Here is a 12,684-nt window from a genome sequence, read left to right on the forward strand (position 1 = left end):
GCTGGGGCTGAGTCCTGGGGTCGGGCTCGCGCGGGTGGGCTGGCCTCGCGCGGCGGGTTCACTGTGCCGGATGGGTTCACTGTGTCGGATGGATGCAGTTCTGTCGGGTGGATCTGTGTGTTTGGGCCGACAGGGGTGGATCGGGCCGACGGGCGTGAGGGGTGCCCCTGGCTAGCTGGCTGGCTGGCTGGCTGGCTGGCTGGGGTGGGCGCCAGTCTCAGCCCCTTGAGGTGGGGCAATCGGGTCAGGCGGGTTCATTGTGTCGGATGGATGCAGTTCTGTCGGGTGGATGTGCGTGTTTGGGCCGACAGGGGTGGGTCGGGCCGACAGGGTGAAGGGTGCCCCTGGCTGGCTGGCTGGGGCGGGCATCGGTCAGCCCCTTGAGGTGGGGCAATCGGGTCAGGCGGGTTCACTGTGTCGGATGGATGCAGTTCTGTCGGGTGGATCTGCGTGTTTGGGCCGACGGGGATGGATCGGGCCGACGGGCGTGAGGGGTGAACCTGGCTGACAGGTTGGCTGGGATCGGCAACGGCCAACGCCCTTGGGCACTGGGCAATCAGATCGGCTGGGTTCACTGTGTCGGATGGATGCAGTTCTGTCGGGTGGATGTGCGTGTTTGGGCCGACGGGGGTGGATCGGGCCGACAGGGCGGACGGCCGTGCGGGCCGGAAGGTGCTCAGCGGTTCGTGACGGCCTGGACGTGCCGCCACGACGGGGCGTCCAGGCGTGCGGAGAGCTCGGCGAATCCGGCCACGCTGCGGGTTCCTGGCCAGTCTGCGGGCAGTAGCTCCGCGGGAAGTCCCGGATCGACGTAGGGGAGGATCCGCCAGGCGTCGATCAGCCGAACGTAGTCGGCGAAGGCCGCGGCGTCATCGATCGGAAGCGTCCCCCCGCCCGCCTTTCCGGTTCCCGTCGCGCCCGCCGCTCCCGGTTCAGCCGCTCTCGTGGAGAGGAGCGAGGGGATCGCGGCCTGGAACGTCTCGTGCTCGCGCCGGAGCGCGTCGAGATCCCACCAGGACTGCACGGCGACGGACGGATCCGCGCCGGGCGTCGCGCCGCGGAACACGGTCGCGAACGGGCCGGCACCCAGCTCGTCCACGATCTCCTGGGCCTCATCGCCGAGGTGGTCCGGGCAGACCCAGAGGGCCGCGGACACCATCCCGCAGCCGATCCAGCCGAGCCTCCGCCTGAGCTGGTGGCGGAGGTCCCTCCGGCTCTCCGGGACCGAGAACGAGATGAGACACCAGCCCTCCTCGCGCGTCATCTGCCGGACGGCGAAGATCCGTCGGTCCCCACGGGCGAGCATGGGCTCGGCGCTCGCCGCCAGGCGGTATCCGATCGCGTCCCTGCGGTCGGGGACGAGGAGCCCGTGCCGCTTCACCCGGGCCAGGGCCGTGCGGGTCCGGGCGGCGGGCACGCCGAGGTCCGTCATGAGGCGGACGAGGTCGGCGGTCGCGATCCACCCGTCGAGCCGGCGCAGGTAGAGGCCGATGATCGTCCGGAGGAACGAGGCGGTGCTGCCGGGGCGGGCGTCGATGTCGTCGAGCAGCGCCCCGGTCGCCCCGTCGCCGCGATCGACCAGGGGGCCGCTCATCCGGCGAGGGCGTCGCGGACGGCGAGCACCCCGCGCAGCGTCTCCTCGTGCGAGGTGCTGAGCGGCGAGAGGCCGAGGCGGATGCCGTCGGGGAAGCGGAAGTCGGGGATCACGCCATCGGCCCACAGCCGCTGCGTCACGTCCCGGAAGTCCGGATGCCCGATGGTCACGTGCCCGCCCCGCCGTGCCGCGTCGCGAGGGCTCAGCAGCCGCACGCCGAGCGGGACGAGGAGCTCGTCGTACGCCCGCACGGCGAAGTCGGTGAGCGAGACGGACTTCGCGCGCACCGCCTCGATCCCCGACTCGGCGATGAGGTCGAGCATGCCCTGCATCGCGAGCATCGACAGCACGGGCGGGGTGCCGCTGAGGAGCTGGCGGATGCCGGATGCCGGCGCGTACTCCGGACCCATGGCGAAGATGTCGGCGGCGCTCCACCAGCCGTGGATCGGCTGACGGAAGGACGGCTGCAGGCCCGATCGGACATAGGCGAACGCGGGGGAGCCCGGACCCCCGTTCAGGTACTTGTACGTGCAGCCGACGGCGAGGTCGACGCCAGAGGCGTCCAGCTCGATCGGGACGACGCCGACCGAGTGGCACAGGTCCCACAGCACGAGGGCGCCGGCGTCGTGCACCGCCGCGGTGATCGCGCGCATGTCGGCCAGTGCTCCGGATCGGTAGTCCACCTGGCTGAGCACGACGAGGGCGGTGCGGTCCGAGAGGACGTCGCCCAGCTCCTCGACCGTCACGCCCCGGACCGGGTCCGGATCCAGCCGCCGTACGACGGCTCCGACCTCGGCGGCGACCCCGTCGGCGATGAAGCGGTCGGTCGGGAAGTTGCCGGCCTCGATCACGATCTCGGTGCGCCCAGGGTCGTGCGCCATCGCGCCGCGGATGAGCTTGTAGAGCAGCACGCTGGTGGAGTCGGCGACGACCGTCTGCCCGGCGGACGCCCCCAGGGCGACCTCGGCGATCCGGTCGCCGAGACGCATCGGCAGCTCGATCCACTGCTCGTCCCACGAGCGGATGAGGCGCGTGCCCCAGTCCTCCCGCACGAAGGCGGCGATGCGCTCCGGCGTGGCCGCGAGGGGGCGGCCGAGGGAGTTCCCGTCGAGGTAGGCGTCGACCCCCGGCGCCTCCGCGAACGCGGAGAGGTGCCGGGCGAGGGGATCCTGGGCATCCAGGGCGCGGGCCAGGGCGAGCAGGGCGTCATCGGTCATGTCGAGCCTCCTTCGAGGGCGTCGGCGGGGGTGAGGCGGCGGGCCCGGGCTGGGTCTCCGTCGGGAAGGATCAGCAGGCCCGCATCCGGGGCGAGCGGATCGGATGCGGCGAGCGGATCGGACAGCGCGAGGGTGCGGAGGAGGGCGATGCCCTCGATGCCCGCGGTGCGCAGGGCGTCGATCTCGTCCACGCGCAGATCGACGGGGCCGCGGCCGTTGCCCATGTCCGTCCCGTAGCGCAATATGCCGCCCGCGGCATGGAAGCGGCGGACGTTGTCGAGGGCGATGCGGAGAGCCTCGCCGGAGTGGATCGCGAGGGTCGAGATCCACTCGATCGCCGCTGCCTGCTCGACGATCTCGTCGTCCGTCAGCCGCTCCGTGAACGGGGCGTGGGCGAGGCATGCGGCGCCGAGTCGCGCGACGCGCTGGGCCTGTCCTGGCCCTTCGGCGTGCACGACGACGGGCAGGCCCGCGGCGGCGGCGAGGTCGACGATCGCGCGGAGGAGGTCGTCGTCGAACACGGGGCCCGCCGCGAGATTGCTGGCGACCTTGACGACGGAGGCGCCCGCCGCCCGCATCTCGGCGACGGCGGCGGCCGCCCCTGCGGCATCCCCGACCTCGCGGACCGAGCCTGCCGGTGCCCACGAGCGATCCGACGGATAGCCCCCGGGTGGCGTGAGGAAGGCCCCGGCGAACGCGACTCTCCCGCCGGACCGGTCGGCCGTTGCGCGGATCCAGGACGGCTCGGCGCCGAGGTCGACCACCCGCCCGAGGAGGCCCGTGCCGAGGCGCTCAGCATCGACGAGCTGAAGGTGCACGTGGTGATCGGTCGGGCGTCCGGTGATCAGCCCGTCCACCCGGGCCGTCCCCGGAGGCGCGGGCTCCGACTCCAGCCGCGCGCCGCGGTCGTCCAGGACGAGACGGCCCTCGCGGATCGTCGTCCCGTCGAAGAACGCGGCGGCGCGCATTGCGACGGATGAGGGGGCTGTCACCGGCCGATCTCCGTGCGGACCGCGTACAGCTCAGGGAAGAACGTGAGCTCCAGCGCACGCTGGAGGAAGTCGACGCCGCTGGAGCCGCCGGTGCCGATCTTCCGGCCGATGGTCCTGGTCACCGTGCGCAGGTGCCGGAAGCGCCAGAACTGGAAGTTGTCCTCGACGTCGACGAGTTCCTCGCAGGCCTCGTAGAGCTCCCAGTGCTCGCGGGGGTTCTCGTAGACCTGGCGGAAGACGGGCACGAGGTCGTCGTTCATGCGGTACGCGGTCCGCACGTCGCGGCCGAGCACGTCCTCCGGGACGGGGAGGCCGCGACGGGCCATGAGCCGCAGGAACTCGTCGTACAGGGTGGGGCGCTCCCACTCGGCGGTGAGGAGCGCGAGATCCTCGGGGCTGTCGCGGAAGACCCCGAGCATGCGCTCGTTCTTGTTCCCCAGTGCGAACTCCACCGCCCGGTACTGCACCGACTGGAAGCCCGAGGAGTTCCCCAGCGATCCGCGGAACTGCGCGTACTCGGTCGGGGTGAGGGTCGCCAGCACCGACCACTGCTGCGTCATCACCTCCTGGATGTGCTTGATCCGCGCGATGTGCTTGAGCGCGGCGCGCAGATCGTCCTCGGCGAGACGATCTCGCGCGGTCCCGAGCTCGTGGAGCACGAGCTTGAGCCACAGCTCGGTGGCCTGGTGCTGGATGATGAACAGCATCTCGTCGTGGTGCTCCGGCTCGCTCACCGGATGCTGCGCCGACAGCAGCCGGTCAAGGTCCAGGTAGGAGCCGTAGGTCATCCGGTCGCGGAGGTCGGTGACGATGCCGTCCTCGAGCGAGCGCTCATTGTCCTGCGCGGTCATGAGGTGAACATATCGTAATCATGGCGGTCGTCATAAGAGTGAGATGTCTGTGAATGGAGCCGACGTCCGAACCTGGCGCCGGAACGGGGCACCGAATGGCGGTGCCGGGGCCGGGGGAGTAGGGTTGTCGGTCGGGTCATGGTGCCGTTCTCCACGGCGCAGGCCCCGTCCGGATCCGGCCGCCAGGCCGATGACGCGAGAGGCGGTGAGCGCGATGGCAGGTGATAGTACCGGCGCCGCCGTGCAGCGACGCCGTCTCGACGCGCTCCGGGTCCTCTCCCGCGCGTAGCCGTATCGACAGGGTTCGATACGCGATGACGTTCCGTCGCGGCCTCCATCGGTGGCGCCCTTCGAGCAGCTGACGGAAGATCGCACGGCCCGAGCGGACGTGCGCGCGAGAACGGATCGCACAATGGCTCTTATCGACAACGGCGTGTACGTGGGCGGACGGCGGGTGGAAGCCCCGACCGACCTGGACGACACCTACCGGATCATGGACGCCCACGCGGGCCTCGCCTGGATCGGCCTCTACCGGCCGAGCCCTGCGGAGGTCGCCTCGGTCGCGGACGAGTTCGGGCTCCACCCGCTCGCCGTCGAGGACGCGCTGAGCGGGCATCAGCGCTCCAAGCTCGAACGCTACGGCGACACGCTCTTCGCCGTGCTCCGTCCCGCGCGCTACCGCGACGAGCAGGAGCACGTGGAGATCGGGGAGCTGCACCTCTTCGTCGGCCCCGATTTCGTCGTCACCATCCGGCACGCGGAGTCGCCGGACCTCGCCTCGGTGCGTCGGCGGATGGAGGCCAATCCCGAGCTGCTCGCGATGGGGCCGGAGGCCGTGCTCTATGCGATCCTCGACGAGGTCGTCGACGAGTACGAGCCCGTCATCGCCGGACTCGAGAACGACATCGACGAGATCGAGGACCAGCTGTTCGGCGACAGCGACGACGATGCTCTGTCCCGCCGCATCTACACGCTCTCCCGCGAGGTCATCGACCTGCAGCGGGCGGTGCATCCGCTCGCGGGCATGCTGGAGGCGCTGCGTCGCGGATCGGAGAAGTACCACGTGGACGTCGAGCTCCGCCGCTCGCTGCGGGACGTGCTGGACCACGTCATCCGGATCGACGAGCGCGTGGTGTCCTTCCGGGCGATCCTGGAGAACGCGCTCACGGTGCAGTCGGCGCTGGTCGCGCGGCGGCAGGCGGACGCGAGCCTCGCGCAGAACGACGAGATCAAGAAGATCTCGTCGTGGGCGGCGATCATCTTCGCGCCGACCCTCGTCGGCACGATCTACGGGATGAACTTCGACGACATGCCGGAGCTGCACATGGCGTTCGGCTATCCCGCCGCGCTCCTGGCGATGGCCGGCTTCGCGGTCGCGCTCTTCGGCGTCTTCAAGTTCAAGCGCTGGCTCTGAGGATCGCGCGGGGGAATCCCGGGTGAACAGTCGGGAAATACTGCCGAGGCGTACGCACGGGTCGCGGTCCGGGTTGAGAGAGTGCCTGTGGACCGTCCGCCGCCATCTCCGAAAGCCTCCCCCATGAAACTCCCCGCCCCTTCCGTCCTCTCCGGCGCCCATGCCGTGGTCGAGACGCTCCGGCCGTCATGCCCGTCGTCCTGATGCGCGCGGAGGAGTCGGACGCGGGGGCCGTCCCGCCGCAGGAGGCCTGACGTGCGTGCGGTGCTCGCGCCGAGCGGCGAGCCGGTGCACCGTCACGACGTGACGCTGCGTCCGGCCGCGACCGCGATGGTGTGGATCGGACCGGGGCAGCCCCACCAGGCGATGGCGGTGCCCGGGGTCGCCCTCGCCCCGCACGACGTCCTGGTGGCGGTCGAGCTGTCCACGATCTGCGGATCCGACATCCTCACGGTGCAGGGACGGCGCCCGGCGCCCGCGCCCCTCGTGCTTGGCCACGAGAGCGTGGGGCGCGTGATCGCCATCGGCGAGAGCGGATCGGCGGCCGTGGACGGGAGCCCGCTGCGTGTCGGCGACCGGGTCGTGTGGTCGATGACGGTCTCCTGCGGCGCCTGCGACCGATGCGCGTCCGGGATCCCGCAGCGGTGCCGACGGCTCGCGACGTACGGGCATGCGCGGATCGAGCCGCGCTGGGAGCTCACGGGCGGATTCGGCGGACACGTGCATCTGCGCGACGGTACAGCGATCGTCCGCGTGCCCGAGGCGCTGCCGGCGGCGACCCTCGCCCCCGTCCCCTGCGCGACGGCGCTCGCCTGGGCGGCGCTCGCCCGTGCGGGACGCGTGCACGAGCCGAGCGGCGCACGCGTCGTGGTCTTCGGCGCCGGGATGGTGGGCCTCACGGCGGCGGCGATCGCCGTGGAGGAGGGGGCGACCGTGCTCCTGGTCGATTCGGATCCGGGACGACGCGCGATCGCCGGTCGCTTCGGGCTGGTCGCGACCACGCCCGATGCGGTCGCCGAAGCGGCCGCCGACATCGTGATCGAGGCCTCGGGGCGTGACGTCTCGGCGGCGATCGCCGCCGCGGACGTCGGCGGGGCGGTCGTGCTCGTCGGGAGCGTCTTCCCCACGGAGTCCGCCGGCCCTGCGGGCACCGCAGGCTCTGTGCCGGATCCTGGACCGGTGGCTCCTGTATCGCCGGATCCCGTGGCGCTGGATTCCGAGCGGATCGTGCGGGGGCTCGTCACGGTCGCCGGTGTCGACGGCTACACCGGCGAGGAGCTGGCCGCCGCGGTCGCCTTCATGGCGGGACGGGGGCGGGCCTATCCCTTCGCGGAGCTCGTCGGCGCGATCCATCCGCTCGCCGCCGTCGACGAGGCGCTCGCCGCGGCGGCGTCCCCCGACGCGCCCCTCCGCGTGGGCCTCGCCCCGCGCTGACCCCCCGCTGGACGTCCTGCGCTGGCCGTCCCGTCCGTCGTAGCCCGTCCGTCGTGGGTTGTCCGTCGTGGGCCGTCCCGCGCTGGCCGTCCCGCACTGGCCGTTCGTCGCTGATCACCCCGTCGCCGACGGTCCCGTCCGTCCGATTGCGGCTCTATCAGCCGTTCCCGTCGCGAAATGTGCCGTCAGATTCACTTTCTTCCGGCACATTTCGCGACCGGAGCGACCAGATCAGCGGGCGGACGCACACGACCGGGACGGGCGGACGGCGGACAGGCGCGGGCGACCGGGCCGGGGGCGCGAGTGAGACGGCGGACTGGCGCGGGCGACCGGGACGGACGCGAGTGAGACGGCGGACGGAGGGTGACCGGGAACGGGCGGCGGCGAGCGTGGCGGCGGGCGCGGCGGGCGGTCAGTCGTCGAGCAGTACGCTCCAGGCGGGCGCGGCGGGCTGCTGCGCGGCCAGGGCGTCGGCGAGGGCCTCCCGGAACGCGCGGACGGCCGGATGATCAGCGCGCCCGGCGCGGACGGCGGTGTAGAGCACCCGATGCGGGTTCCCGGGAAGGCTCACCAGGCGCAGGCCGGTGAGGTGCTCCGGAGCAAGCAGCGCCGGCACGATGGCCACCGCGAGTCCGGAGCGCACCAGATGGGCGTGCAGCAGCGGGTCCGGGCTGTCGAACTGGACGTGCGGCTCGAAGCCCGCACGTCGGCAGATCGCACGCGCCCACTGCCCGGTGGGAGTGTCGGAGGGGTCGAGCGCCCACGGCACGTTCGCGAGGTCGGCGAGACGGTGGGGCCGGACGGCGTAGGGTCCGTCGGCGGGGATGACGAGGGAGAGCGGATCGGCGAGCAGATCCGCCCGATGGACCCCGGCGCGCGGCTCCTCGAAGAGCCCGGGGTACTCCTCGCCGAGGATGAGGTCGAAGTCGTAGGACAGCAGTCCCTCGTAGGCGGGATCGACCTCGCGCTGCGTGATGTCGACGCGGAGGAGGGGGTGCCGATCGGCGAGCAGTCGCAGCGCGGACGGGGCGAGCGCGAGCACGACGCTCTGGAACGACGCGACCCGGAACGCGCCGCGGAGCTCGGGCTGGGCTGCGGCGAGATCGGCCTCGGCCAGCTCCAGCCGGGCGAAGACCGCCTCGGCGTGCGCGACCAGGGTGATCGCGTCGGGGGTGAGTCGCACGCCGCGCCCCACCCGTTCGAGCAGGGGGACGCTCGTCTCCCGCTCCAGCTGGGCGAGCTGCTGCGAGACCGCCGATGCGGAGTAGGCGAGCGCCTCGGCGGTGGCGGCGATCGTGCCACGGCGGTGCAGCTCGCTGAGAAGGCGGAGGCGCGGCAGGCTGAGCATCAGTTCTCCTTATGCTTTCGAGTAAGAAGGAGTCGCTGGACTGAACTTTACCGAACCGCCACGATGGAACGGTGAACCCCCGCCCCGATTCCCGACCGGCCGTGGGCATCGCCCTGGTCATCGGGTCCTGCCTGTCGCTGCCGTTCGGTGCCGCCGTCGCCGCGCACCTGTTCCCCGCGCTCGGCGCCTGGGGCGTGACGTCGCTGCGGATCTCCATCGCGGCGCTCGTGGTCCTGATCGCGGTCCGGCCGCGCATGCATCGCTGGAACCGCGAGCAGTGGACGGCGACGATCCTCTTCGGGGTCTCGCTCGTCGGCATGAACGGCTTCTTCTACGCGGCGATCGATCGCATCCCGCTCGGCCCGGCCGTCGCGATCGAGTTCATCGGCCCGCTCGTCGTGGCGGCGGTCCTGACCCGCCGTCTCATGGATGCGGCGTGGGTCGGCGTCGCGGTCGTCGGCATCGTCCTGCTCGGAGTGGACGGCATGATCGGAGCGGACCCGCTCGACCCGCTCGGTGTGGTGTTCGTGCTGATCGCCGCGGCGTTCTGGGCCATGTACATCCGGATGAGCGCCCGGGTCGGACGTCTCATCCCGGGAAGCGGCGGGCTCGCGATGGCGCTGGTCGTCGCGGCGGTGATCCTGATCCCGTTCGGCGTCCCCGCCGCAGCCACGGTGGCGGGGGATCCGCAGCTCCTGCTGCTCGCCGCGCTCACCGCGGTGCTGTCCTCCGTGATCCCGTACACGTTCGAGCTGGCCGCGCTCCGCCGCATCCCGCAGCGCGTGTTCGGCATCCTCCTCAGCCTGGAGCCGGTGTTCGCGACCCTCGCCGGCCTCCTGCTCCTCGGGCAGCAGGTCACGCCGCTGCGGATCGTGGCGGTCGCGTTCGTCGTGGCGGCGAGCGTCGGGACGACCCTCGCGATCCGCGGGCGCCGGCGGGCCGACCGCGAGGCGGAGGACACCGCGACGGAGCCGGGCGCGCACAACGGCCCCGACGACCCGCCTCCGATCCTCACCGGCCCGCTCCCGGTCGTCCCGAACTGACCGCCCCGCCGGCTCGGCCCGCCTGGCTCGCCCGCCCGGCTCCCGCCCGCCCGGCCCGCGCTTCATTCCGACCGCGAGACTGCAACTGCGTTCCGAGACTGCAGGAAAATCGCGCTGTCTCGGAACGCAGTTGCAGTTTCGCGGATGAGAGGGGCGAGGGGAGAGCGGGCGGGACCGGCCGCGGACGCGGGGGAGCGGCGTAGCCTCGAGGCATGAGCGCGCTCACCGACCTGCTCGGCATCGACGTCCCGATCGTCCTCGGCCCGTTCGGCGGGCTCTCCTCCGTGCCGTTGACGGCGGCGGTGAGCGAGGCAGGCGGCCTCGGGTCCTTCGGCCTCTACGGCTTCGACGGCGAGCGGATCCGCCGGACGGGTGCGGAGCTGCGCGCGGCGACGGATCGGCCGTTCGCCCTGAACGTGTGGCTGCCGCTCGGAGACGAGGTGCGGCCGGGCCCGGAGCATGAGCGGTACGCGGAGGCGCTCGCCCCCCTCTTCGCAGAGGTCGGGGCTGGCCTCCCCGCGCGCCCGGAGCGCTACATCCCTTCGCTGGAGGAGCAGCTCGACGCCGTCTGGGATGCGGCTCCGGCCGTTCTGAGCGTCGTCTTCGGCGTCCCGGGTGCGGAGGTCGTCGCGGAGGCGCATCGGCGGGACATCCGCGTGGTCGGCACGGCGACCACCGTGGCCGAGGCGGTCGCGCTGGATGCCGCCGGCGTCGACGCGATCGTCGCGACGGGCGCGGAGGCCGCCGGGCATCGCGTGTCCTTCCTGAAGTCCGCCGAGGACTCCCTCGTCGGAGTGTTCGCGCTGGTGCCGCAGGTCGTGGATGCCGTCTCGGCGCCCGTGATCGCCGCAGGCGGGATCGCGGACCGGCGGGGCGTCAGCGCGGCCTTCGCCCTCGGCGCGTCCGCCGTGCAGGTCGGCACCGCTTTCCTGGGGACGCGGGAGTCCGCGGCGAACGACGCCCATCGTGCGGCGATCCGCACCGCCGCCGCCGACGACAGCGTCCTCACCCGCGCGATGAGCGGTCGGCTCGCGCGCGGCCTCCGCAATCGCGCCGTCGTCGAGATCGAGAGCGCCGGAGCGATCGCGCCGTTCCCGGCCCAGAACTGGCTCACCGGACGCTTCCGCGCCGTGGCCGGAGAACAGGGACGGGGCGATCTGCAGTCGCTCTGGCTCGGGCAGGCGGCGCCGCTGGCGCGGGCGGAGACGGCGGCCGAGGCATTCGCCGAGCTCGCCGCGGGTCTCGACCCCCGCGGCTGACCCGCGACGCCCGACACCCGCGACGCGCACCAACGCTCACCGGCACCCACCGCAGCGCGGCAGGGATCCCGTCGCTAGAGGATCACGGTCGAGCGGCCGTGCACGATCACGCGGTCCTCGGCGTGCCACTGCACGGCGCGCGCGAGGACGAGGCGCTCCACGTCCGCACCGCGCAGCTGCAGTTCGGCAGCCGACTCCGCATGCGTCACGCGCGTGACGTCCTGCTCGATGATCGGTCCCTCGTCGAGGTCGGCGGTGGCGTAGTGCGCGGTGGCGCCGATGAGCTTCACACCACGGTCCTTGGCCCGCGCATACGGGTTCGCGCCGATGAACGCCGGCAGGAAGGAATGGTGGATGTTGATCACGGGGGCGTCGAGGCGCTCGATGAAGTCGTCCGTGAGGATCTGCATGTAGCGGGCGAGGACCACGAGGTCGACGTTGCCGCGCAGCAGCTCCAGCTGACGACGCTCCATCTCGGCCTTCTCCTCGGCCCCGTTCCCGGAGGGGATGTGCACGAAGGGGACGCCGAAGGAGCGCACGGCGGCGGCGAGGTCGGGGTGGTTGGAGACGACCATCGAGACGTCGATGTCGAGCTGCCCGCGCTGGGTGCGCCACAGGAGCTCCATCAGGCAGTGGTCGTAGCGCGAGACGAAGATCGCAACCCGCTTCCGGCGGGCGGCGTCGTGCAGGGACCACTCCATCCCGAACCGCTCGGCGACCCGGGAGAGCGACGCCTCGAGCGCGGGGCGTGCCGCGGCGAGGCCGTCGAGATGGATGACCGTGCGCTGGAAGAAGCGTCCGCCGGCGGCGTCCGTCGAGTGCTGGTCGAGCGAGATGATGTTCGCCCCGTGCTCGGCGAGCACGCCGGCGACGGCGGCGACGATGCCGGGCTGATCGTCGCAGGCGATCAGCAGGCGTGCGGTGTCGGGCTGGGCCATGGTGCTCCTCGCGGGCTCTCGCAGGGGTGTGCGTCGATTCTCCCGCTCCGGAGGCGTCGAGGCGAATCGGGGGCGCGGCGCTCGCTAGCCTGGACGGGTGAGCCTCTCCGCGTCCGCCCTGATCGAGGATGCCCGACGGCGGCTGGACGGGGTGCCGCGGGAGGCGCTGGGACGGGAGAAGACCTCCCGCTGGCGGGCGCCGCGGATCCTCCGTGCGGGCTCGGCATGGCACGTCGGCGTCCTCCTCATCGCGGACGACGAGGTGTACGCGACGGCCGAGGTGCTGCGCGCGACCGATCCGGGGCGCCGAGGCTATGCGGCGGAGTCGGCGAGGGCACGCGCCGAGCGTCGGGCCGAGGCGCTTCGCGGCGGCTTCGCACCGGGTGAGGTCGTGCACGTCGGCTGGTCCGCGATCGATATCCGGGCCGTTGACCGCGGAGGGTCGGACGGTCCGCTGTCCGCGGTCGACGGCGTCCCCTCGGTGCGGTGGTCGACGGCGGGCGGTTACATGCCGCTGGAGGCATACCTTCGGGAACGAGTCGCGCTCCTTCGCGACGCGCGGTAACCTCAGCCCGGTGGCACGCCATGTCCCAC

The 12,684-nt window shown here is 72.4% G+C and carries 11 protein-coding genes; 5 read left to right on the forward strand and 6 right to left on the reverse strand.

All coding sequences use genetic code 11. The annotated features are described in order from the left end of the window. Positions 1-676: 676 nt before the first annotated feature. The 4 genes from J2Y69_RS08920 to kynA are packed head-to-tail and all read right to left on the reverse strand — an operon-like array spanning position 677 to position 4,654. A complete protein-coding gene (locus tag J2Y69_RS08920; protein ID WP_310019756.1) occupies positions 677-1,594 on the reverse strand; it encodes a PaaX family transcriptional regulator in 918 nt (305 codons plus the stop codon). Beyond that, positions 1,591-2,811 carry a kynureninase gene (locus J2Y69_RS08925; RefSeq protein WP_310019758.1) on the reverse strand — a complete coding sequence of 407 codons (1,221 nt, stop codon included), beginning with the start codon at positions 2,809-2,811 and terminating at the stop codon, positions 1,591-1,593. Before J2Y69_RS08925 ends, J2Y69_RS08920 begins: the two co-directional genes overlap by 4 nt. After that, on the reverse strand, positions 2,808-3,803 hold the full coding sequence (locus tag J2Y69_RS08930) for a hydrolase (protein ID WP_310019760.1): 996 nt from the start codon (positions 3,801-3,803) through the stop codon (positions 2,808-2,810). Before J2Y69_RS08930 ends, J2Y69_RS08925 begins: the two co-directional genes overlap by 4 nt. Further along, complete coding sequence (gene kynA / locus J2Y69_RS08935) at positions 3,800-4,654, reverse strand: tryptophan 2,3-dioxygenase (RefSeq protein ID WP_310019762.1); 855 nt, start codon at positions 4,652-4,654, stop codon at positions 3,800-3,802. Before kynA ends, J2Y69_RS08930 begins: the two co-directional genes overlap by 4 nt. Before the next feature lie 412 nt (positions 4,655-5,066). Between kynA and J2Y69_RS08940 the strand changes: the two genes are divergently transcribed. Together J2Y69_RS08940 and J2Y69_RS08945 are read left to right on the forward strand one after the other, a co-directional pair. Then, positions 5,067-6,068 (forward strand): magnesium and cobalt transport protein CorA, encoded by a 1,002-nt coding sequence (locus J2Y69_RS08940; protein WP_310019764.1) that lies wholly within the window; start codon positions 5,067-5,069, stop codon positions 6,066-6,068. A 255-nt stretch (positions 6,069-6,323) separates the two neighbouring features. Beyond that, positions 6,324-7,502, forward strand: a complete 1,179-nt coding sequence (locus tag J2Y69_RS08945; RefSeq protein ID WP_310019767.1) for an alcohol dehydrogenase catalytic domain-containing protein — start codon at positions 6,324-6,326, stop codon at positions 7,500-7,502. A gap of 412 nt (positions 7,503-7,914) precedes the next feature. Here J2Y69_RS08945 and J2Y69_RS08950 read toward each other — a convergent pair whose 3' ends face one another. Next, positions 7,915-8,850 carry a LysR family transcriptional regulator gene (locus tag J2Y69_RS08950; RefSeq protein WP_310019769.1) on the reverse strand — a complete coding sequence of 312 codons (936 nt, stop codon included), beginning with the start codon at positions 8,848-8,850 and terminating at the stop codon, positions 7,915-7,917. Positions 8,851-8,921: 71 nt separating this feature from the next. Here J2Y69_RS08950 and J2Y69_RS08955 point away from each other — a divergent pair, with 71 nt between their 5' ends. Beyond that, positions 8,922-9,893 carry an EamA family transporter gene (locus J2Y69_RS08955; protein ID WP_310019771.1) on the forward strand — a complete coding sequence of 324 codons (972 nt, stop codon included), beginning with the start codon at positions 8,922-8,924 and terminating at the stop codon, positions 9,891-9,893. A gap of 212 nt (positions 9,894-10,105) precedes the next feature. Beyond that, the gene (locus J2Y69_RS08960; protein ID WP_310019773.1) at positions 10,106-11,152 is read left to right on the forward strand and encodes an NAD(P)H-dependent flavin oxidoreductase; all 1,047 of its coding nucleotides are present in this window, start codon (positions 10,106-10,108) and stop codon (positions 11,150-11,152) included. A gap of 74 nt (positions 11,153-11,226) precedes the next feature. Here J2Y69_RS08960 and purU read toward each other — a convergent pair whose 3' ends face one another. Continuing rightward, a complete protein-coding gene (gene purU / locus J2Y69_RS08965; RefSeq protein WP_310019775.1) occupies positions 11,227-12,090 on the reverse strand; it encodes a formyltetrahydrofolate deformylase in 864 nt (287 codons plus the stop codon). Positions 12,091-12,187: 97 nt separating this feature from the next. Here purU and J2Y69_RS08970 point away from each other — a divergent pair, with 97 nt between their 5' ends. Then, positions 12,188-12,655: a glutaminase gene (locus J2Y69_RS08970; protein ID WP_310019776.1), complete on the forward strand. Its 468-nt coding sequence runs from the start codon at positions 12,188-12,190 to the stop codon at positions 12,653-12,655. Positions 12,656-12,684 lie beyond the last annotated feature (29 nt).

This window comes from Microbacterium resistens (genome assembly GCF_031456305.1).
GTDB classification, from domain to species: domain Bacteria; phylum Actinomycetota; class Actinomycetes; order Actinomycetales; family Microbacteriaceae; genus Microbacterium; species Microbacterium resistens_A.

Bases quoted from the DNA above. Each gene is read 5' to 3' on its own strand.
- kynA (WP_310019762.1), bottom strand. From the start codon at position 4,654: ATGACCGCGCAGGACAATGAGCGCTCGCTCGAGGACGGCATCGTCACC.
- J2Y69_RS08960 (WP_310019773.1), top strand. From the start codon at position 10,106: ATGAGCGCGCTCACCGACCTGCTCGGCATCGACGTCCCGATCGTCCTC.
- J2Y69_RS08925 (WP_310019758.1), bottom strand. From the start codon at position 2,811: ATGACCGATGACGCCCTGCTCGCCCTGGCCCGCGCCCTGGATGCCCAG.
- J2Y69_RS08940 (WP_310019764.1), top strand. From the start codon at position 5,067: ATGGCTCTTATCGACAACGGCGTGTACGTGGGCGGACGGCGGGTGGAA.
- purU (WP_310019775.1), bottom strand. From the start codon at position 12,090: ATGGCCCAGCCCGACACCGCACGCCTGCTGATCGCCTGCGACGATCAG.
- J2Y69_RS08920 (WP_310019756.1), bottom strand. From the start codon at position 1,594: ATGAGCGGCCCCCTGGTCGATCGCGGCGACGGGGCGACCGGGGCGCTG.
- J2Y69_RS08950 (WP_310019769.1), bottom strand. From the start codon at position 8,850: ATGCTCAGCCTGCCGCGCCTCCGCCTTCTCAGCGAGCTGCACCGCCGT.